The sequence below is a fragment of the Marinobacter persicus genome (assembly GCF_002934325.1).
GTDB classification, from domain to species: domain Bacteria; phylum Pseudomonadota; class Gammaproteobacteria; order Pseudomonadales; family Oleiphilaceae; genus Marinobacter; species Marinobacter persicus_A.
The window spans coordinates 54459-76204 of the sequence record NZ_PTIV01000015.1 but is presented as its reverse complement, the minus strand read 5'-3'; the positions used below and the strand labels follow the sequence as shown (position 1 = coordinate 76204).

The 21746-nt window shown below is 59.3% G+C and carries 19 protein-coding genes; 12 read left to right on the top strand and 7 right to left on the bottom strand.

Annotation, left to right across the window (positions count from 1 at the left end; all coding sequences use genetic code 11):
* Positions 1 to 129: 129 nt before the first annotated feature.
* Positions 130 to 1332, bottom strand: a complete 1203-nt coding sequence (gene tyrS / locus BY454_RS09670) for a tyrosine--tRNA ligase (protein ID WP_104416324.1) — start codon at positions 1330 to 1332, stop codon at positions 130 to 132.
* A 303-nt stretch (positions 1333 to 1635) separates the two neighbouring features.
* Between tyrS and BY454_RS09665 the strand changes: the two genes are divergently transcribed.
* Both BY454_RS09665 and BY454_RS09660 read left to right on the top strand, forming a co-directional pair.
* On the top strand, positions 1636 to 3000 hold the full coding sequence (locus BY454_RS09665; protein ID WP_104416330.1) for a peptidoglycan DD-metalloendopeptidase family protein: 1365 nt from the start codon (positions 1636 to 1638) through the stop codon (positions 2998 to 3000).
* Positions 2997 to 4103 carry an anhydro-N-acetylmuramic acid kinase gene (locus BY454_RS09660; RefSeq protein ID WP_104416323.1) on the top strand — a complete coding sequence of 369 codons (1107 nt, stop codon included), beginning with the start codon at positions 2997 to 2999 and terminating at the stop codon, positions 4101 to 4103. The genes BY454_RS09665 and BY454_RS09660 overlap by 4 nt, the downstream gene beginning before the upstream one ends.
* 2 nt (positions 4104 to 4105) lie before the next feature.
* Here the strand turns inward: BY454_RS09660 and erpA are convergent, their stop codons facing one another.
* From erpA to argC, 3 genes are all read right to left on the bottom strand, one after another.
* On the bottom strand, positions 4106 to 4438 hold the full coding sequence (gene erpA / locus BY454_RS09655; RefSeq protein WP_181049678.1) for an iron-sulfur cluster insertion protein ErpA: 333 nt from the start codon (positions 4436 to 4438) through the stop codon (positions 4106 to 4108).
* Between the two features lie 78 nt (positions 4439 to 4516).
* The gene (locus BY454_RS09650; RefSeq protein WP_146082703.1) at positions 4517 to 5257 is read right to left on the bottom strand and encodes a DUF6776 family protein; all 741 of its coding nucleotides are present in this window, start codon (positions 5255 to 5257) and stop codon (positions 4517 to 4519) included.
* 9 nt (positions 5258 to 5266) lie between these two features.
* Entirely contained in the window at positions 5267 to 6304 is a 1038-nt protein-coding gene (gene argC / locus BY454_RS09645) for an N-acetyl-gamma-glutamyl-phosphate reductase (RefSeq protein WP_104416329.1), read from the bottom strand.
* A 147-nt stretch (positions 6305 to 6451) separates the two neighbouring features.
* Between argC and BY454_RS09640 the strand changes: the two genes are divergently transcribed.
* The 5 genes from BY454_RS09640 to hemL are packed head-to-tail and all read left to right on the top strand — an operon-like array spanning position 6452 to position 11395.
* Complete coding sequence (locus BY454_RS09640; protein ID WP_104425557.1) at positions 6452 to 8227, top strand: chloride channel protein; 1776 nt, start codon at positions 6452 to 6454, stop codon at positions 8225 to 8227.
* A 3-nt stretch (positions 8228 to 8230) separates the two neighbouring features.
* Entirely contained in the window at positions 8231 to 8653 is a 423-nt protein-coding gene (hemJ, locus tag BY454_RS09635) for a protoporphyrinogen oxidase HemJ (protein ID WP_104416319.1), read from the top strand.
* Positions 8654 to 8694: 41 nt separating this feature from the next.
* Positions 8695 to 9459 carry a bifunctional hydroxymethylpyrimidine kinase/phosphomethylpyrimidine kinase gene (thiD, locus tag BY454_RS09630; protein ID WP_104416318.1) on the top strand — a complete coding sequence of 255 codons (765 nt, stop codon included), beginning with the start codon at positions 8695 to 8697 and terminating at the stop codon, positions 9457 to 9459.
* The gene (gene thiE / locus BY454_RS09625) at positions 9447 to 10103 is read left to right on the top strand and encodes a thiamine phosphate synthase (protein ID WP_219820624.1); all 657 of its coding nucleotides are present in this window, start codon (positions 9447 to 9449) and stop codon (positions 10101 to 10103) included. The genes thiD and thiE overlap by 13 nt, the downstream gene beginning before the upstream one ends.
* A gap of 11 nt (positions 10104 to 10114) precedes the next feature.
* Positions 10115 to 11395: a glutamate-1-semialdehyde 2,1-aminomutase gene (gene hemL / locus BY454_RS09620; protein ID WP_104416317.1), complete on the top strand. Its 1281-nt coding sequence runs from the start codon at positions 10115 to 10117 to the stop codon at positions 11393 to 11395.
* A 67-nt stretch (positions 11396 to 11462) separates the two neighbouring features.
* Here the strand turns inward: hemL and BY454_RS09615 are convergent, their stop codons facing one another.
* Together BY454_RS09615 and mrcB are read right to left on the bottom strand one after the other, a co-directional pair.
* Positions 11463 to 12035 (bottom strand): tetratricopeptide repeat protein, encoded by a 573-nt coding sequence (locus BY454_RS09615; RefSeq protein WP_104416316.1) that lies wholly within the window; start codon positions 12033 to 12035, stop codon positions 11463 to 11465.
* Positions 12028 to 14319, bottom strand: a complete 2292-nt coding sequence (mrcB, locus tag BY454_RS09610; RefSeq protein WP_104416315.1) for a penicillin-binding protein 1B — start codon at positions 14317 to 14319, stop codon at positions 12028 to 12030. The genes BY454_RS09615 and mrcB overlap by 8 nt, the downstream gene beginning before the upstream one ends.
* 120 nt (positions 14320 to 14439) lie before the next feature.
* Between mrcB and BY454_RS09605 the strand changes: the two genes are divergently transcribed.
* Entirely contained in the window at positions 14440 to 16008 is a 1569-nt protein-coding gene (locus BY454_RS09605) for a bifunctional aminoglycoside phosphotransferase/ATP-binding protein (protein ID WP_104416314.1), read from the top strand.
* Positions 16009 to 16059: 51 nt separating this feature from the next.
* Positions 16060 to 16428 carry a pentapeptide repeat-containing protein gene (locus BY454_RS09600; RefSeq protein ID WP_104416313.1) on the top strand — a complete coding sequence of 123 codons (369 nt, stop codon included), beginning with the start codon at positions 16060 to 16062 and terminating at the stop codon, positions 16426 to 16428.
* A 51-nt stretch (positions 16429 to 16479) separates the two neighbouring features.
* On the opposite strand, the gene sfsA is transcribed toward BY454_RS09600, so the two are convergent.
* Entirely contained in the window at positions 16480 to 17235 is a 756-nt protein-coding gene (sfsA, locus tag BY454_RS09595) for a DNA/RNA nuclease SfsA (protein WP_104416312.1), read from the bottom strand.
* 175 nt (positions 17236 to 17410) lie between these two features.
* Between sfsA and dksA the strand changes: the two genes are divergently transcribed.
* The 3 genes from dksA to BY454_RS09580 all read left to right on the top strand — a co-directional run bounded on the left by dksA (position 17411) and on the right by BY454_RS09580 (position 21745).
* Complete coding sequence (gene dksA / locus BY454_RS09590; protein ID WP_104416311.1) at positions 17411 to 17851, top strand: RNA polymerase-binding protein DksA; 441 nt, start codon at positions 17411 to 17413, stop codon at positions 17849 to 17851.
* A 65-nt stretch (positions 17852 to 17916) separates the two neighbouring features.
* Positions 17917 to 18807: a tRNA glutamyl-Q(34) synthetase GluQRS gene (gluQRS, locus tag BY454_RS09585; protein ID WP_104416310.1), complete on the top strand. Its 891-nt coding sequence runs from the start codon at positions 17917 to 17919 to the stop codon at positions 18805 to 18807.
* Positions 18797 to 21745, top strand: a complete 2949-nt coding sequence (locus BY454_RS09580) for a sensor histidine kinase (protein WP_104416309.1) — start codon at positions 18797 to 18799, stop codon at positions 21743 to 21745. The genes gluQRS and BY454_RS09580 overlap by 11 nt, the downstream gene beginning before the upstream one ends.
* The last annotated feature ends 1 nt before the right edge of the window (position 21746 follow it).

Genomic DNA, 21746 nt, shown 5'->3' with positions numbered 1-21746 from the left:
GCAGTTAACAGCCGAGAAACACCCCACCGAAGTGGCCTGCCCCTCGAAAGAGATGCGCATTCTACAGACCGCAGTTTTCCTGTCAACGACCTTTTGGAAAAAGATTCAAAAAGATCGATCGACAGCTCCTCAACCGACAATAACCACCTTGGCAATCTTCTTCTTGCCAGCCTGAATTACACAGGTATCGCCCAGGGCAAACATGCGATTACCTTCCAACTGCTCACCGTCGATATAGACCGCGCCTCGCTTGAGCACGTCTTTTGCAGCCGCGCCATTCTTTACCAGCCCGGCCAGACGAAGCACGGTTGGCGTCGGAAGCTCGGCCTGGCCTTCCAGTGACACTTCCACTTCCGGTACATTCTCCGGAATCTCTCCCAACGCCACCCGGTTGCCGGCAGACTTGTGCGCAGTTTTTGCAGCGTCCTCATCATGAAAACGGGTAATAAGCTCTTCCGCCAGCACCTTCTTATAGTCTTGCGGGTTGGCGCCATCACTAACCGCAGCCCGAAACTCTTCAATCTCCGCCAAGGGCCGGAAACTCAGCAATTCAAAGTAGCGCCACAGCAAATCGTCCGGCATGGACAGAAGCTTGGTATACATCTCACCCGGCGAATCACTGACACCCACATAATTGCCCAATGACTTGGACATCTTCTGAACGCCATCCAGACCTTCAAGAATAGGTACCGTCAGAATCGCCTGCGGTTTCTGGCCGTAATGCTTCTGAAGAATACGCCCCATCAACAGGTTGAACTTCTGGTCGGTACCGCCAAGCTCCACGTCTGCCTCGAGCGCCACGGAGTCGTAGCCCTGAACCAGAGGATACAGGAACTCATGAATGGCTATCGGCTGTTCCGCCCGGTAACGCTTGTCGAAATCATCACGCTCAAGCATCCGAGCTACCGTGTATTGTCCAGCCAGGCGAATCATGTCCGCCGCTGTCATCTTGTTCATCCAGTCGGAATTGAACACGACCCGGGTTTTTCCCGGATCCAGAATCTTGAAGACCTGCTCTTTATAGGTGATCGCGTTCTGGCGCACTTCGTCCTCGGTCAACGGGGGACGGGTCGCGCTTTTGCCAGTCGGATCCCCAATCATTCCGGTGAAGTCACCAATCAGAAATATGACTTCATGCCCCAAGTCCTGAAACTGACGCAGCTTGTTAATAAGAACGGTGTGCCCAAGATGAAGGTCGGGCGCGGTGGGGTCGAAACCAGCCTTGATGCGGAGCGGGCGCCCCTCTTTGAGCTTCTCTACAAGATCCGCTTCCGGGATCAATTCATCGATACCGCGTTTGATAATGGCTATAGCTTCATCTAGTGATGCCATGAACTCGTGTCCCCGTTGTACCTGTCAAAGCGACCTGATGCGCAAATCTGCGATGCTAGGCTGCGCATTGCTGGAAGCCCTTGGTAAAGTATGTATGAACAGCTCGTATTGGAGCGACCGAATGATTAAGGCGCGGCATTATAGCAGTGTCAGCCAAAGGGATTCGACCGCAGGGAACGTGAACCGTAATGTTGAAGACTGTCTTGCTTTCGTCATATACGGTAATCTGATGGACTACAATTAATCAGAAGCCTTAACTAGCCGTTACAAGCTGCTGGTATATCGATTGAAATGGGTGACTCCGTGCTCAAGAATTTTTCCAAACTCCACCTGACCCTGGCCGCCGCGGCGACCGCCGTGATAAGCACAGCGGTGCTTATGAGTCCAAGCTCCGATGTCGAAGCCAAGCGGATGTCTTACTCGATCAACCTGGATCAGGAAGAGAACATCACCGCCAGCGATTTACCGGCCCAGGACCCCGCCTACCTTGACAGTCAGGGGCGCCCGGCGGAGAGCCAATCCGGATCTCTGGCCAACGCGGAACCCGCTAAAGCCAACATTGACTGGCAAGTATTCGATATAAAATCCGGAGACACCCTGTCCTCTCTGTTCGGCAAGGCCGGCTTCAACGACGGAATCATGCTGTCGGTTATTCATGGTGAGGGCGAAGCCGAGAAACTGCAGCGCCTGTATGCCGGCGAAACCATTCGCTTTGGCACTAACAACAAAGATCAGTTGGTTGCCATAGAGCTCAAGCGCAGCCTGCTTGAGTCCCTCAAAATCACCAAAGAGGACGAGGGTTTTACCGGCGAAACCGTCACCCGGGAACCCGAGGTACGCCCTACCTTTGTCTCCGGTGAAATCGATGGTTCTCTGTATCTATCCGCCAAGGAAGCCGGCCTGAATGACCGCCTCACCATGGAACTGGCCGGCATCTTCGGCTGGGATATCGATTTCGTTTACGACGTCCGCAAGGGCGACAAGTTTGAGGTGGTTTACGAAGAGCTGTTTATCGACGGCAAGAAGTTCGGTACCGGCCGCATACTGTCAGCCCGGTTTGTTAACCGGAACGACGAGCACGTAGCTCTCCTTTATACCGACAGCAATGGTGAGGAGGATTACTACACACCTGAAGGCAAGAGCATGCGCAAAGCCTTTTTGCGGGTTCCCATCAATGCCCGGGTATCCTCACCCTTCAATCTGCAACGTCGGCACCCGGTTCTCGATGTCGTTCGCCCGCACGAAGGCACCGACTACGCAGCGCCTCCGGGCACCCCAATCAAGGCGGCCGGTAGTGGCCGGATCAAATTTGCCGGCTGGAAGGGCGGCTATGGCCGTACAGTGGTCATCCAGCATGGAGACAACATCTCCACACTTTATGCACACATGCGTGGCATTGCCAAAGGCATCAAAAACGGCACTCGCGTCAAGCAAGGGCAGACCGTTGGCTACCTGGGCTCATCAGGCATGGTCACCGGTCCGCATCTGCATTATGAATTCCGCGTCAACGGCGTAGCCAAAAACTCCCGCACCGTTAAGCTGCCGGACGCCAAGCCGATTCCGAGCAGTGAAATGGCACAGTTCAAACAGACCGTCGACCAGCGACTGGCCCAGTTTGACGTGTTCCGGGATCACACCCGCCAGCTTGCCATGGCTTCCAGCGAATGAGCAAAGGACTCTGGATCGGACTGATGTCCGGCACCAGCATGGATGCTGTTGATGCCGTACTGTTATCTTTTGGCGAAGATCGGCTGGAGATTCAATCAACTCTCGCACTGCCCTATCCCGAAGATCTCCGGGCACGGCTTCTGCAGGCCATCCGCAACCATGCCGACCCGGATGAACTTGGCGAGCTGGACACGCTGACTGGCCAGCATTTCGCCCAGGCAGCCAACACCCTGATTGAGCAGAGCGGAGTCGATCCCAGCGACATCCTCGGTATTGGCAGCCATGGCCAGACCATCCGCCATCAACCCTCGGGCAAGGCGCCATTCTCTATGCAGATTGGTAGTCCCGCCATCATTGCCGAGGCCTCCGGCATTACCACCGTATCCAATTTCCGCAGCCGGGATGTCGCTGCCGGCGGACAGGGAGCGCCGTTGGTGCCCGCTTTTCATCGATGGCTATTCCGGTCAGCGACCCAGGATCGCTGCATCCTGAACCTGGGAGGCATCGCCAACCTGACCTGGCTGCCTTCGGACGAGACAAATAATATCACTGGCTTTGACACTGGCCCCGCCAACGCCCTGATCGATGCCTGGTGTTATGATCAGACCGGAAAACATTACGACGAAAACGGCCAGTGGGCCCGGGAAGGCGAGGTTAACGAAGAACTCCTGGAAGATCTTTTGTCAGATGCCTACTTCGTGAAAACCCCACCCAAGAGCACCGGCAAGGAACGCTTCAACCTGAACTGGATCAGCACCCACCTGCAGCGATTCGACGATTTACCTCCCGAGGATGTCCAGAGAACCCTCCTGCAGCTCACCATCGACACGATCCTCCAGCAACTGCCAACCGCCAATAGCAGCATGGCGGTTTACGCCTGCGGTGGGGGTACATTTAATCCGCTCATCATGGAGGGGCTGAGAGAAGGCCTGAAAGGAGTGGAGCTGAGGACCACGGCTGAACTCGGCCTGGATCCTCAATGGGTAGAGCCAGTTGCATTTGCCTGGCTTGCCAGACAGACCCTGAACGGGCTGCCGGGCAACATCCCAACCGTAACCGGCGCCAAAGGGGAACGGGTGCTGGGCGCTATCTACCCAGCCTGAGATTACACCGTGAAGGAGCTGCCACAGCCACAGGTTGAGGTGGCATTAGGGTTCTGGACCACAAACTGGGAGCCCTGTAGCCCCTCCTGATAATCGATGGTAGCTCCCACCAGATACTGATAGCTCATCGCATCCACCAGCAATTTAACACCATCGCGCTCGACAACGGTGTCATCCTCCTCCTGGTTTTCATCGAAGGAAAAACCGTACTGGAAGCCGGAACACCCGCCACCCGTTACGAACACGCGCAACTTGAGCTCGGGATTACCTTCTTCCTCGACAAGTTCACGTACTTTGGCCACCGCTCCATCACTGAAGAAGAACGGCGCTGCCATTTGCTGTTGCACTACACTCAAGGTTTGCCTCCGGCGATCATAATCCGACGGTGATTATGGTATTCCTGAGTAAAACAATCAACTATTCGGAGAATCCCCAACCAGTAGTTGCGACCACTTCCTCGCCTCTTCAAGCAATGGCTCACTGCGACTGCGGGCCTTCAGGGCAACCGTGACCATTTCAGGCACGAAGCCGTCTGGAAGCGTCAGCCGGCATTCAATGTTCTGAAAGTAACGAAAGCGGTATTTAACCCCTTCCCCATCCGAACACTCTGACAGCGCATGAAATGCCAAATCGATCGGTTTTCCCGCAATGGTACCGTTCACAGTCACCGCAATCCTGCCCGACCGGAAACGATCATTATTGCCAACCTGCATCACCGTCAGCGCCAAATCGTAAGCGCTGCCGTTTGCCACGGGCGTCAGGGTGAATTCGCCCAGCTGCAAGCCCTTCTCACTTTTCGAAGGCGCCATGATGCTTCGGTAAAACCCCAGCTCCGACTCCAGTTCCGCCACCTGAGCTTCGAGCGCTCCGATCATCATCCGCGCTTCTTTCAGTGCCTGGGCATCGACTGCCTGCTCACTCTCCAGCTGGACCAGCTCCAGCCGTAACTCGCCATGCCTGCCCTGCAAATCACTCAGCTGTGCCAGTAGCGCGCTGTTTTGCGCACTCAGGGCAGAGAAACGCTCACCGTGTTCCGACAAACCACTGGCATAGCCCACCATCCCGGCCACCAACGAACAGGCCACCAGCAGCAATCCAAACCGCCACCGGTGACGGCGGGCGCCCGCTGACGCCCCCGACGCATGTTGAATCATCGAAGGGCCTTAGGGCAGAAGGGCCGGAGCGTTCAAACCCATCGCCTCATCCAGGCCGAACATGATGTTCATGTTCTGAACCGCCTGGCCAGCCGCGCCTTTCACCAGATTATCGATCACCGAGGAAACGATGACCATGTTGCTCTGCTCCTGGCGATGCAGGGCCATACGACACTGGTTGGCGCCGCGAACACTGCGCGTTTCCGGATGACTGCCAAACGGCATCACGTCCACAAAGGGTTCATCCTGATACCGTGTCTCAAACAAAGACTGCAGACGCTCGAAATCAGCAACATCGTTCAGTTCCGCATACAGCGTTGCCTCAATGCCGCGCACCATCGGCACCAAGTGCGGCACAAAAGTAATGCCCACTTCCCGGCCGGCCGCTGCACTCAAGCCCTGGCGAATTTCAGGCAAATGCCGGTGGCCAGACGCACCATAGGCCTTGAAGCTCTCACCCACTTCGCCATGCAGCATGCCAATCTTGCCCTGGCGGCCAGCGCCACTGGCGCCTGATTTTGCGTCTGCAATCAGGCGCGCCGAATCGACCAGGCCGGCCTCAAGAAGCGGCAGAAAGCCCAGTTGAACAGCCGTGGGATAACAGCCCGGATTAGCCACAAGCTGCGCCTGACGGATCTCTTCGCGCGCCACCTCCGGCAGGCCATAGACGGCCTTCGCCACCCAATCCGGCGTTTCATGGGGCATGCCATACCACTGCGCCCAGGTATCGAGATCTTTAAGGCGATAGTCTGCAGAAAGGTCCACCACCCGCACACCAGCCGCCATGAGCTCCGGAATCATGCGCATGGCAACGCCGTGGGGCGTGGCGAAGAACACAAGATCACACCCCGCCAGCACCGTGGGATCGGGCACGGAAAACACCAGATCGAAATATCCGCGCAGATTGGGGTACATATCGGCAACCGGCATCCCCGCCTCTGAACGGGAGGTAATGCACTTAACCTCAACTTCCGGATGAACTGCCAGAATTCTCAGCAGCTCTACACCTGTGTATCCGGTACCACCAACGATGCCTATTTTGATCACAGTCTTCTCCAACGTGGTCTGGTCGTATTTCACTACTAGTTTACCATGTTACGCGAATGACTTATTGCACCCTAACGGGGCGCGGCTACAATGGGCTAGAAATCCTTGATTTATCGGCCATTGCTCCGCAACCGGAATTCCGCGTCCATGCGTAACATCAGGAAACTGTTTACCGAAAAACTGATCCCTGTGTTTCGGCGCAGACTTTCCGGCGTGGATGCCCTGCCCCAACTGGCCGTTCTCGGCTTACTGTCCGGGCTGGTGACGGGCACCGTTATTCTGCTCTTCCGCCTTGCCATTGAATGGCCACTGGAACACTTCCTGCCCGGAGCCAACTCCGAAAGTTTCGAGGAACTCAGCATCCTCACCCGCGCCATCCTTCCATTCGCCGGTGCCGTCGCACTTGGCTTACTGCTACATCGACTGGCCATCCATGACCGGAAGGTGGGCATCGTGCACATCATGGAGCGACTCAACTATCACCAAGGCTACATATCCTTCAAAAGTGCCATGGTCCAGTTTGTTGCCGGGGTAACCACGGTTGTCACTGGCCAGTCGTCCGGCCGTGAGGGCCCGGCAGTGCATCTCGGGGCAGCCTTCTCAAGCCTGCTCGGCCAGCGTATGCGGCTTCCCAACAACAGTATCCGCACACTGGTCGCCTGCGGGTGTGCGGCCGCGATTTCCGCCTCGTTCAACACCCCCATATCCGGGGTTATTTTCGCCATGGAAGTGGTCATGATGGAGTACACCATTGCTGGTTTTACCCCCATCATCCTGGCGGCTGTGAGCTCTGCAATTGTGACCCAGGCGGTGTATGGCACCGAGCCGGCGTTCAGCGTTCCTCCGCTGACCATGCATTCATTGCTGGAAATCCCCTGGGTTCTGGTCATTGCAGTCATTATCGGAGTCGCCGCCGCCAGCTTCATTTCCCTGGTGGACAAGATGGGGCGTTTCCACCATCGCCCAGTGCTCCTGCGAATCATTCTGTCGGGGCTGCTTATGGTGCCGTTCGCCGTACTTGTGCCGGAAACCATGGGCATCGGCTACGACACGGTTAGCGACACCATCAATGGTCAGCTGGGATTCTGGCTGCTGCTTGGCGTGGGGGTAGCCAAGCTCCTGGTTACCGGGCTCACCATTGGTCTGGGCATGCCCAGCGGGGTCATCGGCTCGACCATTTTCATGGGCGCCACTATTGGCGGGGCCATGGGCCTTGTTGGCGCGCAACTGTTCCTCGACCAGGCGTCGTCGGTGGGTTTCTACGCCATGCTGGGCATGGGGGCAATGATGGGCGCGGTCCTGCAAGCGCCCCTGGCCGCCTTGATGGCCCTGATGGAGCTGACCCGCAACCCCAACATCATCCTGCCCGGCATGCTGATCATTACCACCGCCAGCCTGGTGACCAGCGAAGCGTTCGGAAAAAGATCCCTGTTCCTCACCATCCTGAAAAGCCAGGGGCTGAGCTATCAGAATTCACCCGTCATTCAGGCTCTGCGGCGCGTTTCCGTGGGCGCAATCATGGACCGCTCCATATTTCGAACGGAACGGGAACTGACCAATGAGGAAGCCCGCAAGGCACTGAAAGCCGAACCCAAATGGTTATTGGTGGAAGGCAAGCAGGGGCCCACGGCGTTGTTGCCGGCGGTCGACCTCGCCCGTTATCTGGAAGATTGCGAAAAAGAGGCTGAAGAGGAAGACAGGGAACCACCAAAAACCGTTGATCTTCTGGCCATCCCCGCCAATCGCCGAGACGTGGCTCCTGTACAATACCAGGCGACATTGGAACAGGCGCTACAGGAATTCGACACCACCCAGGCCGAGGCGCTTTACGTGCAACGTCACGTAGCCCCCATGATTCAACGGGTCTACGGCATTGTCCTCAAGTCCCACATCGAAAGTTATTACCAATACCGACGGAGCTGATACATGCTTTGGGTGAAAGCCTTTCACATTATTTCCATGGTCTGCTGGTTCGCCGGCATTTTCTATCTGCCGCGGCTGTTTGTTTACCATGCCGCCTGCGAGGACGAGCCGGGCCGTGAACGCTTTAAGATCATGGAGCGCAAGCTCTACCGGGGCATCACCACACCCTCAATGATCGCGACAGTGATTTTTGGCGTCTGGCTGATCAGTTACAATGTCTCGGGCTACTTCAGTCAGGGCTGGCTGCACGTCAAACTGCTGTTGGTCGCCATCCTGATTGGGTACCACTTTTACTGCGGTCACCTGGTGAAGGTATTCCGCGACGACAAGAACACCCGAAGCCACGTTTTTTACCGCTGGTTCAATGAACTGCCGGTCTTCATCCTGCTGGCGGTGGTTATTTTGGCGGTCGTAAGACCTTTCTGAGGAGGTTTGCCATCAACAAGCGTTACACTCGCCCCCATGTCCTGGTCTTGTCCGGCCTTGACCCCTCAGGCGGTGCCGGCATTCAGGCCGACATCCAGGCCATCACGTCCCTGGGTGCGCACCCACTGCCGGTGCTCACCTGCCTTACCGTCCAGGACACCAACAATGTCCACGGCGCCCAGGCGGTTGATCCCGACCTGATTCGCCAGCAACTGACCTGTCTGGCCGGCGACGTACCGATCCACGCGGTGAAAACCGGCGCGCTGGGCAGCGCGGCCGTGCTCGACGTTCTGGTGGAATTCCTGGACACCCTGCCGGACGTGCCCGTCATCGCCGACCCTGTCATCAAGGCCGCCGGTGGTGGGGATCTGGCGGACAGCCAATTGATGGAGGCGATGAAAACCCGGCTCTTCCCCAAGGCGGAAATGATCACCCCCAACGGGGAAGAACTGGCACTGCTGGGCGGCAGCGACGAAGCTGCCACCGCCGCCGAAAACCTGATGGCAACCGGCTGTGAGTCGGTTCTGGCCACCGGCGGTCACGGTACTGGCATTCACATCATCAATAAACTGTTCAACCACGCACCGGACCCCATGGAATGGGAGGTCGAGCGGATTGGCAGCAATGAATACCATGGCACCGGTTGCACCCTGGCCGCTGCCATTGCCGCCGGTCGCGCCTGTGGGTTGTCGCCCCGGGCCGCCATTTCCCAGGCCCAGAATTACGTGCACCGCACCCTTCTGCACGCGCTGACTGTCGGCAAAGGCCAGAAAATCCCGGATCGAGGCATCCTGTGGGAGCACTGAAGCCTGGGCTGTACGCCATTACCGATGAGCAATTAACGCCGGCTGCCGAGTTGCTGCCGGCGGTCGAAGCCGCGCTTCGCGGCGGTGCGGTGCTGGTGCAGTATCGCAACAAGACCGGCTCTCAGGCCGAACGGCTGCGCCAGGCCACCGACCTGGCTTCACTGTGCCGGCAGGCGAATGTCCCGTTGCTGATCAACGACGATCCGCCCCTGGCCAAACGCGTGCAGGCCGATGGTGTGCACCTGGGCCAGGAGGATTGCACATTAACGGAAGCCAGGGTCCTGTTAGGCAGCGAGGCCATCATCGGCATGACCTGCCACCACCGCCTGGACCTGGCTCGCAACGCCCGGGATAGCGGTGCCGACTACCTGGCATTTGGGCGCTTCTATTCTTCAAGCACCAAACCCGGCGCACCACCGGCCGATGCGTCGGTGCTAACCGAAGCGAAAACCCTGGGGCTGCCCCTCACCGCCATTGGCGGCATTACCGTGGACAACGGCAGGCCCTTGATCGAGGCGGGCGCTGATCTGCTGGCCGTGGTTGGCGGCCTGTTCGGCGGCACCCCGGAACAGATCGAACACAGGGCCCGGGCCTTTGCCCGCCTGTTCGCCAGCCATCACCCTCTTTTCTCACTATCCGACTGACAGGAGTTACCGTGACCCATTCAGAAACGCTTTTTGAACAGGCCCAGAAATACATCCCCGGCGGGGTCAACTCCCCCGTGCGGGCGTTCAAGGGCGTGGGCGGTACGCCGCTGTTCTTCAAACACGCCGAAGGCGCCTACCTGTTTGACGAAGATGACCGTCGCTACATCGACTACATCGGCTCCTGGGGCCCGATGATCCTCGGCCACTCCGACCCGCGCATCAAAAACGCCCTGCACGCGCAGGTGGATCTTGGCATTGGCTATGGCGCGCCCACCGCGCTGGAAACCGAGATGGCCAAAAAAGTCTGCGAACTGGTGCCGTCCATCGACCTGGTGCGCATGGTGAATTCCGGCACCGAGGCCACCATGAGCGCCATCCGCCTGGCGCGCGGCTATACCGGCCGGGACAAGATCGTGAAATTCGAGGGCTGCTACCACGGCCATGTGGACTCGCTGTTGGTCAAGGCCGGCTCCGGCGCCTTGACCCTGGGCGTGCCCAACTCTCCGGGCATTCCCGCCAGCCTGGCCGAACACACCATTACCCTGAACTTCAACGACATCGACGGTGTCCGTGAAACGTTCAAGGAAATCGGAGACCGGGTCGCGGCCATCATCGTGGAGCCGGTGGCCGGCAACATGAACTGCATTCCGCCCGCACCAGGCTTCCTGGAAGGCCTGCGCGAAGTCTGTGACGAGCACGGCTCGGTATTGATCTTCGACGAAGTGATGACCGGCTTCCGGGTATCTCTGGGCGGCGCCCAGGGCTTCTACGGCGTCACCCCGGACCTGACCGCCTTGGGCAAGGTCATCGGCGGTGGCCTGCCAGTCGGCGCGTTTGGTGGTAAACGGGAGATCATGGAATACATCTCGCCCCTGGGACCGGTGTACCAGGCCGGCACGCTGAGCGGCAACCCGCTGGCCATGACCGCCGGCCTCACCACCCTGAACGCCATCTCGGAGCCGGGTTTCCACGATAAACTCTCGGCGAAAGTACAGCGCCTGACCGAAGGCCTGAAGCAGGCGGCCGATGAGGCAGGCATCCCGCTGACCGTGCAGAGCGCCGGCGCGATGTTTGGCCTGTTCTTCACTGAGGCAGAAAGCGTCAGCCGTTTTGACCAGGTCATGGACTGCGACGCCGAACGCTTCAAGCACTTCTTCCAGGGCATGCTGAAAGAAGGCGTCTACCTGGCCCCGTCAGCGTTTGAGGCTGGTTTTGTGTCGGCGGCTCTGTCCGACGAAGATATTGATCACACCATTGCTGCGGCTAAAAAGGTCATGGCGACCCTGTAAACGCTTGCCGAATACCAACCCGGGTGGCAGCTTCAAAAGCACCATCCGGGTTGGTCTCAACATCGGCCTAGAGTGCCGCTGCCCGCTCTTCCGCCTGGGCGGCTCCTGCCACATTGCCCCTTGCCCGCCGAATATCCGCCAGCAGTAACCAGCCTGCACGCTGGACACGCGCATTACTGCCCGCCAAAGACAGGCCTTTCAGGGTGAACTGCTCGGCCGAATCCAGGTTGCCCTTCTGCACATATGCCTGTGCAAGCTTGAGATACACTTCCGGCGACCGTGGTGCGATACGCTGAGCGCGTTCCAGCTGCGACAAGGCACCGTCGGTATCGCCACGCTGCAGGTACTGGTCCGCGTCACGAATCAGCGTCAGGGCAGCCTCGGGCAATTGATCACCAGATTCCCGGTAACTGGGGGTACGGGTTTCCGGTTCGGTCGTTTCTGGTTGTTCGCTCTTGCGCCACACCTGAGGTTCTTCTGGCGCTGGCTCGGACGTTTGTGGTGGTGCTGGTGCGTCCTGGGTCCTGGTCTCACCGCCCATGGGCACGTAGATGGATTCACCGCCCATTCGGGAGGCGCAGCCTGCCAGGGCCAGCATGATAAACAGGGCACCAAGACGGGCAATAACATGTTTATTCATTAAACAATCCTTCAAACCAGCTGCGTATCTCGCGGCCAACAGCGCCGCCACAATCGTAAATATCCTCAGGCTCACTGCCGATAATGAACGGCATGAACCGGGCGTCCGGGCAATGCTCTTCGGTCAACGCCTGCTTTCCGACATTCACCCAATGGTACTGAACATCATCGGGCACCACCGGCGAAAAGCCATATTGCGGGACCCGGGCCATCATTTCGGACCACACCGGCAACGCCCCGGAGGCACCTGTCAGGGCCGTGCCCCGGTTATCGTCCCGGCCAACCCAGGCCACCGCCAGCAGATCGCCACTGAAACCGGCAAACCAGGCATCACGACCATCATCCGTGGTGCCCGTTTTACCGGCCAGGCTCAATTGCTCCGGCAGCCAGTTATAGGCTGAACGGCCAGTACCCTCGCGCATGGCTTCCTGCATGGCGTATTGCACCAGGTGCACCGCGCCATTGTCGGCCACTTGCTCCACCTTCAGGCTGTACCGGGACAGTGGCTGATTATTGGCATCGGTCACCTCGCGAATACTCCGAAGCGGCGTATTGAAACCGGAGGTGGCCAGGCCCTGGTATATCTGGGCGACCTCGACCGGCGTCAGGGACAAGCTGCCCAGCAAAACTGACGGGTAATCGGGAATGGGCGTCGGCGCGCCGAAGGCCCGCAGGGTATCCTGCACCGCCGGAATGCCCACGTCCAGGCCCACCCGCACCGTTGGCAGGTTCAACGAATGCGACAGTGCCCGATGCAGGGGTACCTCACCACGCTCCTCTTCATCGTAATTGCTGGGCTGCCAGCGACGACCATCGTCAAACTCCAACACGAAACCTTTATCCTGAAGTGGTGTGATCAGCGTGTAGCGCTCCGGTTGTTTCAGGGCGGTCAGGTACACAAAAGGTTTGACCAGCGAGCCGATGGGACGACGGGCATCCAGCGCTCGATTGAACCCGGCAAACCGGGGATCCCTGCCCCCCACCAGGGCCAACACTTCGCCACTGTCCTTGCCAGTCACCACCAGCGCCCCTTCCAGGTGCTCGCTGCCCACCAGTTTGGGCAGGGTGTCACGAACAGCGGTTTCCGAGGCCTGCTGGATGGCCGGGTCCAGGGTGGTGAAGATTCTCAGGCCTTCGCTACGCAGATCCTCGTCCCGATAATCCCGCGCCAGATGCCGGCGCACCAGATCAATATAGGCCGGGTACAGGTTGTCGTTATAGGAGGGCTGGGCACTGATATCCAGCGCCCGGTTTTGCGCCTGATCGGCCTGACGGGCATCCAGCAGTCCGGCTTCGGCCATCTCTTTCAGCACCAGATTGCGGCGGGCCATTGCCCGCTCCGGATGCCGGCGCGGGTTGTAATAACTGGGGCCTTTCACCATGCCCACCAGCAAGGCCATCTGGTGCAGGTCCAGGTTCTTCAGCCGCTCGCCAAAATAGAACTGGCTGGCCAGGCCAAAGCCGTTGATGCTCCGGTTGCCTGCCTGCCCCAGGTACACCTCGTTCAAATAGGTCTCCAGAATGTCGTCCTTGCTGTAATGGAATTCCAGCAGCAGCGACATCAGTGCCTCGTTGGCCTTGCGCACCAGCGTTTGATCCCGGGTCAGGAAAAAATTCTTCACCAGCTGCTGGGTCAGCGTGCTGCCGCCCTGGACAATCCGCCCGGCCTTGATATTGGCGACAAAGGCACGGGCTATCGATAGTGGCGCGATGCCGATGTGTTCATGAAAGTTCTGGTCTTCTACCGCCAGCAAGCCATCAATCAACGGCTGGGGAACATCCGACAACTGGACCAGCACCCGATCTTCCCGGTGCGCCGGGTAAATGCCGCCGATCCGGGCTGGTTCCAGGCGAACGATTGCTGAAGACGGCCCGCTTACCACCGAAAACCCGCTGACCTGATCACCGGACACCCGGAGAGACAACTGCCGGGCCGGCTCCTCGCCATCGGGAAACAGAAAGCCTCGGGTATGAATCACAAAGCGCTGGCCATTGCGCTGGTAGTAGCCGGGCCGGTTACCACTGCCGCGCCGGTAACCCGCCAGTTCCAGCTCACGGGTTAAACCTGCGGCACTGACACTGGCGCCGTCATAGAGCTCCAGCGGGCGGGCGTACACTCGGGACGGCACTTCAAAACGGCGTCCCTCAAAACGGTCGGTGACCTGGGCGTCCAGATAGACCACCCAGCCGGCCAGAAGGAACGTCGCCAGAAGGCCAACGCGGAACAGAATTCGCAGCAGACTGCGGCCCATGGTTTTCTTGCGAGAGGAGCGAGATCGAGTCATGGCGCGATTATATCGAACCGGGCAGCCGCAACGGCAGGTCTGTTGTGTGTTATTTCTGTAATCACCCCGTTATAGTAGGCCGATAAAAATCAACAGGTTCAGTGAACCAGGAGCACACGAGTGAGCGCCAACGCGGAAAACACACTGATTCAGGCCCTGCAGGACCCTGCACTGTACAACCACCCGGTGAATGAATTCCGGGTCATCGAGACCCATATTTCGCAGGTTATCCTGACCGGCGACTACGCCTACAAGATCAAGAAGCCCATGGATTTCGGTTTCCTGGATTTCTCCACCCTGGAGCGCCGTAAGCATTTCTGCGAAGAAGAACTGCGCCTGAACCGCCGCCTGGCGCCGAACCTGTACCTGGAAGTGCTGCCGATTACCGGCACGCCGGAAAAACCCTGCCTGGGCGGCTCTGGCGAAGCGTTTGAATACGCGATTCGCATGCGCCAGTTCAATCAGGATGAGCTGTTCGACAAGCGCCAGGAACGCGGTGACCTGCCACCGGAGCTACTGACAAGCCTGGCGCGCCAGGTGGCCCAGTTCCATGACAGCCTGCCATCGATCCCGGACGATAAGCCCCTGGGCACGCCGGAGTCGGTCTACGCGGCCATGCAGGAGAATTTCGACCAGATCCGGCCGTTGCTGGACGACCCCGCGCTGCTCAAGCAGCTGGACAACCTGGAAGAATGGACCCGCACCACGTTCGAGCGCCAACGCGACCTGATTGCCAGCCGCCGAGCCAACGGCCTGGTGCGCGAGTGCCACGGCGACCTGCACCTGGCCAACATCACCGTCTTTGAAGACCAGGTCACGGTGTTCGACTGCATCGAATTCAACGAACCATTTCGCTGGATCGACGTCATCAATGACCTGGCCTTCCTGCTGATGGACCTGGAATCCCGTAAGGAACCGGAACTGGCCAACCTGGTGCTCAACACCTACCTGGAATATCGCGGTGATTTCGAAGGCCTGTCACTGCTGCCGCTGTACAAGGCCTACCGTGCCCTGGTGCGCGGCAAGATTGCCCTCTTCACCATGGGCAACCCGGGGCTGGGCGAGGATGAAAAAGCCAGGCTCATGGAAAGCTATCGCAACTACGCCCAGCTGGCGGACGACTGCGAGGCCATCCCCAACCGCTACCTGCTGGCCACCACCGGCCTGTCGGCCAGTGGCAAAACCTGCGTGAGCGCCGCCATGGCCCAGAAACTGGACCTCATTCGCTTGCGCTCGGACGTTGAACGCAAGCGCCTGCACGGCCTGGCACCACTCGAAGACAGCAAATCGGGGCTAGGCACCGAGCTGTACAGCAAAGAAGCGACCGAGAAAACCTACCAGTCGCTGGCAGACCACGCCTCACAACTGCTGACCAATGGCCTTTCGGTGATCATTGATGCGGCCTGCCTGAAACACGAAGAACGGGCCCTGTTCTCAGGTATTGCGGAAGATCAGGGCGTTCCCTTCCTGCTAGTGCATTGCGAGGCGCCCGAAGCACTCCGTCGCCAGTGGGTCCGCGAGCGCAAAGGGGATGCATCGGAAGCCACCGAAGAGCTTCTGGACGCCCAGCAGAGCTGGTTTGAGCCGCTATCAGCGGAGGAACGAAGCCATACCATTCACCTGCACACAGACCAGGAGCACGTTGCCGAAGCGGTGGCAGACCGAATCCGGCGGCATCTGGGCTTGTAACCCATAAAACAACTAAACTCGGGGATGTGACGGCCCTGCATGGAGCAGACAATGGAAGAGTTTCAAGAGCACGAACTGCACAAAATCGATCACCCACTTTACGAAGTGCTGAGAAGCGAAGACGTAAAAACCTTCAACCAGCAGAAAGCCGGGCTCAGCGAACTGCCCAGCTTTGCCCACGGCGATTTCCGCGGGCTCGACCTGAGGGGGCTGGATGCCACGGGGCTGGACTTCCGCCACGCCTATTTCCGGGGCGCCGATCTGCGCGGCATCGATTTTTCCCGCTCCCGCATGGAAGGGGTCAGCATTGCCAGTGCCAAAATCTCTGGCTGCTATTTTCCGCACCGCCTGGAAGCGGACGAAATCGTCATGTCCCTGAATCACGGCACCCGGATGCGCTACACCATTCTGCCGAAATAACGGGCCAGACCACGACCGATGCCATCCTGCCTGACCACAGGCCGGGTGGCATTACTCCTTACCATCAGGGCTCCAGGCACACTCCAGGCAAACCGGGACGGCCTCGAACAAATCCAGCCGTCCTGAAGGGTTGCCGTCTTCAGCGGCCAGAGCCGCCCGGTAAGCCAGCACTTCCACACCAGCGGCACTGGCCTCCCGCAACAATTGCCCATAACGGGCATCAATATGGTCCGCTGGCCGCACTTCCCGGATACCAGTGTGATTCACCACAAAAAACAACACAGCCCGGTCGCCCCTGGCCACTTGCGCCATCAGTTCCCGCAGGTGTTTTTGGCCCCGCTGGGTGACGGCATCGGGGAAGAAGCCCTGGCCGTTTTCTGAAAGCGTCACATTTTTCACCTCGACCCAAGCATTGGGCCGGGACTCATGGCCGGACAGCAGCAAGTCGATGCGACTTTTTTCCTCGCCGTAGCGCACCTCACCACGGCATTGCGAATAACCGGTCAGTTCAGACACCACGCCCGCTTCAATCGCTGCCCGGGCCTGGGCATTGGGGCGGGCCGTATTCACACAGGCAAGCTGGCCCGGAGCGGTTTCTACCAATTCCCAGGTGTATTTCAGCTTGCGCTTGGGGTTATCACTCCGGCTCAGCCAGACCCGAGCGTTCTCCGGCTGGCAGCCCAGCATAGAGCCGGTGTTCGGGCAGTGGGCCGTCACCTCCTCCTGGTCCATCAAGCGTACGTCCGCCAGAAAACGTTTGTAGCGACGAGTCAGCCGCCCCTCCAGCAATGGTTCCGGAAACTTCATACCCTCTCCACTAAAAGTCAGTGCCACAAAGCTGGCACCCTCGCAACTTATCTGCTATTTTCCGCCAATTCCCGTTTCAGGATGAATGCTTTATTCAGGGTTAACCGCGCACTGACAAAACTGGCGCGGCGGAAGCAAAGCGTTCTTGTGAAGTACAAAACAAGAGGCCGGTTATATGGCAAATACCGCAGAACATCCACGCGAACGTTTTACTGATTTCACCCCCTATGAAATGAAGGCGGGTGAAGAATACATGAGTGCGGAGATGCTCCAGCACTTCAAGGACCTGCTGATGAAGTGGAAGCAGGAACTCATGGAAGAAGTTGACCGCACCATGCACCACATGCAGGAAGATGCGGCAAACTACGCCGATCCCAGTGATCGCGCAACCCAGGAAGAAGAGTTCAGCCTGGAACTGCGGACCCGTGACCGTGAGCGTAAACTGATCAAGAAAATCGACAAGACCATCGACCGCATCGACAAGGACGACTACGGCTTCTGCGACCAGTGTGGCGTGGAAATCGGCATCCGTCGTCTTGAGGCCCGCCCCACGGCCACCCTATGCATCGATTGCAAAACCCTGGCGGAGATCCGCGAGCGCCAGACCGGCATCTGATCCCGGCACTCTGATCCCGGCACACCGAAAGCCGGCCACCCCACCGGCCGGCTTACTGAGTTTCTATGGAGCAACCACGGTACCGCGGGCGTTTCGCCCCTTCTCCCACAGGACCGTTGCATTTCGGCTCCCTGGTGACCGCCCTGGCCAGCTGGCTGGAGGCCCGTAGGGCCGGCGGCGACTGGCTGGTTCGCATCGAAGACCTTGACCCCCTGCGGGAGCCCCCGGAAGCCACCGGCGAGATCCTGCATTCCCTGGCCTGCCACGGCCTGCACTCTGACGAGCCCATTTGTTACCAGTCGCACCGCCATGACGCGTACCAGGCAGCCATCGAGCAGTTGCTCGCACAGGGCAAGGCGTACCGATGCCAATGCTCCCGCAAACAGTTGAAAGCCAACGGCGGTTACCATCCGGCCCATTGCAGGAACGGCACATCAGCGCCTGCCACCGCCCCTTGCGCGGTGCGATTTGCCCTGGAGGACCAGGACTGCCACTGGCCGGACCAACTGCTCGGCCCACAACAACAGGCAGTGCGGGCAGAACTGGACGATCCGGTGCTGCAACGTAAGGAAGGTTTTTACGCTTACCAGCTGGCGGTGGTCGTCGATGATATTGACCAGGGCATCACCCATGTGGTCCGGGGCTCGGACCTGTTGCCGCTAACGGCCCAACAGCTGCAGATCTACCGGGCCTTTGGCGCCCAGCCGCCGCACTGGCTCCACATTCCGGTGATTGTGAATGCCGAGGGCCAGAAACTCAGCAAACAGACCCACGCTCCAGCGCTGAACGACAGCCGGCCGGTCGGCAACCTGGTAGGCGCACTCACTGCTCTTGGCCAGCAGCCGCCAGCGGCGCTGGTCGAGGGCACCGTCGAAGACGTTCTGGCCTGGGGCCGGGCTCATTGGCGACGGGACCACATTCCCCTGACTTCCGGGCATCCCCCTTATGACACTTAACGCCACCGGCCTCTTGCTGGCCAGTTTTGCTTACCTGGCACTACTGTTCGGTATCGCCTGGACCACCGAACAGACCGCCCGGTTACGGGCCTGGGTCCGACATCCCCTGGTCTACACCCTGAGCCTCGGGGTGTTCACCGGCATCTGGGCCATCTACGGTGCCGTGGGCATGGCAATGGAGTCCGGATACGATTTCGTCGCCTATTATCTGGGCATCAGTATCGCCTTCCTGTTGGCGCCGGTGCTGCTGAACCCGATTCTACGGATCAGCCGGGCCCACCAGTTGACCTCCCTGGCCGACCTGTTTGCATACCGCTACCGCAGCCAATGGGCCGGCACCCTGGTGACCTTGTGCTCCGGGGCGACGATCCTGGCCTTGCTGAGCATGCAGATCCAGGCTGTAACCCTGTCCGCCAGCCTGCTGGCGCCGGAAACTTCCCCGAAGCTGATCGCCTTCATGTTCAGCCTGACGGTGGTCATGTTCACGATCCTGTTCGGTGCCCGGCAACGCCAGAATGCTGGCAGCCACGAGGGCCTGGTGCTGGCCATTGCTTTTGACTCCGTCGTCAAGATCATCGCCATGCTGGTGCTGGGTGTGGTTATTGTATTTTCGGTTCTTGGCGGGTTTGGCGGCCTGCAGAGCTGGTTCACCTTTGAGCCCTCCATCGACCCGGGCAGCAACGGCAGCTGGCGGGCACTGGCCGTCATGTCCTTTGCCTCGGCGCTCGTGCTGCCCCACATGTACCACATGATCTTTGCCGAGAACCCCTCGCCGGGAGCACTGACGAAAGCCAGCTGGGGTTTCCCTCTTTATCTGCTTCTCATCGGCCTGCCCGTGCCCCTGGTGGCATGGGGTGGCCAGGCGCTGGCCGTTGATACCTCACCGGCCTTGTTTGCCATCGGCATCGGCCAGGCGCTATCGCTTCCGCAGTTGTCGCTGTTCCTGTATATCGCCGGCCTGTCTGCCGGCAGCGGACTGATGATCGTCAGCACCCTCGCCCTGTCTGGCATGATGCTGAACCATGTGGTACTGCCCCTGAAGACGCCCCGCGACCAGGCGGACATCTACCGTTGGCTGCAGTGGCTCAAGCGCCTGCTGATTGCGATCATCCTGTTCCTGGCCCTGCTGTTCCATGAACTGGTGGGCCGGTACCTGGATTTGCAGATCCTCGCCGCCATCTCGCTCACCGGCACCCTGCAATTGCTGCCTGGCGCCCTGGGCGTGATTTACTGGCGTCAGGGCAACCGCCGTGGCTTGATTGCCGGATTGCTGACCGGTCTGGCGATCTGGGTTGTCACCATGGTTCTGCCCTTCTCCTACACCGCCGACCTGCTCCAGGCCATGCAATTACCGGTCAGCCCATCCGAGGATGACTGGCACCTGTCCACGTTCTTCAGCCTGGCCATCAACGCCAGCGTATTCATCCTGGTTTCCCTGTTCAGCAAAACCTCACCCGAAGAGGCCAGCGCCGCCCAATCCTGCTCCATCGGCGCGCTGTCACGACCTCAACGAAGGGAACTGGAGGCCACCTCCTCCAATGAATTCATCCAACAGCTGACCGACCCGCTTGGCAATCACGTTGCCCGCCGGGAAGTAGAGCGCGCCTTGTCGCAACTTCGACTGCCTCCCGTCGAGTTCCGCCCCTACCAATTACGCCGGCTTCGAGACCAGATTGAGGTCAACCTGTCCGGCCTGCTGGGGCCGTCCATTGCCCGGGATATCGTCAAGCGCCACCTGGGCTTCAAGCCGGTAACCTCCGAGCACACCGGTCAGGATATCCGCTATGTGGAACGGGCCCTGGGGGACTACCAGAACAAGCTCACCGGCCTTGCCGGGGAACTGGACAACCTGCGCCGACATTACCGCCAAACCCTGCAGAATCTGCCCATTCCTGCCTGTTCGGTGGGCGATGACGGTGAAATCCTGATGTGGAATCACACCATGGAGGAGCTCACCGGCATTCCTGCTGATGAAGTCGTGGGTGCCCGCCTGCAGGCCCTGCCGGAACACTGGTACCTGCTGCTGGAAGACTTCAACAGCGGCGATGACCTGCACCGGCATAAACACCGGCTGGACCTGCGGGGCAAACCCCACTGGTTGAACCTGCACAAGGCAGCACTCAGCGGCCCGGACCACCCGGAAGGCGGCTCCATTATTCTGGTGGAGGACCAGACCGAAACCCGCCTGCTGGAGGACGAGCTGATCCACAGTGAGCGACTGGCCTCCGTCGGCCGGCTGGCGGCCGGTGTGGCCCATGAGATTGGCAACCCGGTGACCGGCATCTCATCGCTGGCACAAAACCTGAAATTCGAGACCACCGACCCTGCCATCCTGGAAACGGCCGACCATATCCAGCAGCAGACCCGGCGGGTGTCCAACATCCTGCAATCGCTGATGAACTTTGCCCGCACCGGCAACCATGCCCAGGCCAACCGCTATGAACCGGTGAGCCTGCACCGGTGCGTCGCTGAATCCATCAACCTGCTGTCGTTGAGCGACAAGGGCATGGGCATCCACTTCCTGAACGAATGCCCGGAGGACCTTTACATCATGGGCGACGAGCAGCGCCTGGTTCAGGTATTCGTGAACCTGCTGGCCAATTCCCGGGATGCGTCACCGGAAGGCAGCAACGTGCGGATCAGTGGAAACAGCGACGGCTACTCCGCTATTATCGAAGTCATTGATGACGGCTCAGGCATCCCGGCCGAGCAGCTTGAGCATGTGTTTGAGCCGTTCTACACCACCAAGCCACCCAACAAGGGAACGGGGCTTGGTCTGTCATTGGTCTACAGTATTGTTGAAGAGCACTACGGCCACATTCAGGTTGAAAGCCCCGCCGACACCGTTACCGGGCGGGGCACCTGCGTAAGGCTCCGCCTGCCAGCCTGCGAACCTGAAGCCGATACCGGTAACAGCAGCCCGAACGAAAGGTCCTGAA

Excerpts from the sequence above, each read along its gene's own strand:
- tyrS (WP_104416324.1), bottom strand. The coding sequence starts at position 1,332 with ATGGCATCACTAGATGAAGCTATAGCCATTATCAAACGCGGTATCGAT.
- BY454_RS09660 (WP_104416323.1), top strand. The coding sequence starts at position 2,997 with ATGAGCAAAGGACTCTGGATCGGACTGATGTCCGGCACCAGCATGGAT.
- erpA (WP_181049678.1), bottom strand. The coding sequence starts at position 4,438 with ATGGCAGCGCCGTTCTTCTTCAGTGATGGAGCGGTGGCCAAAGTACGT.
- BY454_RS09650 (WP_146082703.1), bottom strand. The coding sequence starts at position 5,257 with ATGATTCAACATGCGTCGGGGGCGTCAGCGGGCGCCCGCCGTCACCGG.
- BY454_RS09640 (WP_104425557.1), top strand. The coding sequence starts at position 6,452 with ATGCGTAACATCAGGAAACTGTTTACCGAAAAACTGATCCCTGTGTTT.
- hemJ (WP_104416319.1), top strand. The coding sequence starts at position 8,231 with ATGCTTTGGGTGAAAGCCTTTCACATTATTTCCATGGTCTGCTGGTTC.
- BY454_RS09615 (WP_104416316.1), bottom strand. The coding sequence starts at position 12,035 with ATGAATAAACATGTTATTGCCCGTCTTGGTGCCCTGTTTATCATGCTG.
- mrcB (WP_104416315.1), bottom strand. The coding sequence starts at position 14,319 with ATGACTCGATCTCGCTCCTCTCGCAAGAAAACCATGGGCCGCAGTCTG.
- BY454_RS09600 (WP_104416313.1), top strand. The coding sequence starts at position 16,060 with ATGGAAGAGTTTCAAGAGCACGAACTGCACAAAATCGATCACCCACTT.
- sfsA (WP_104416312.1), bottom strand. The coding sequence starts at position 17,235 with ATGAAGTTTCCGGAACCATTGCTGGAGGGGCGGCTGACTCGTCGCTAC.
- dksA (WP_104416311.1), top strand. The coding sequence starts at position 17,411 with ATGGCAAATACCGCAGAACATCCACGCGAACGTTTTACTGATTTCACC.
- gluQRS (WP_104416310.1), top strand. The coding sequence starts at position 17,917 with ATGGAGCAACCACGGTACCGCGGGCGTTTCGCCCCTTCTCCCACAGGA.
- BY454_RS09580 (WP_104416309.1), top strand. The coding sequence starts at position 18,797 with ATGACACTTAACGCCACCGGCCTCTTGCTGGCCAGTTTTGCTTACCTG.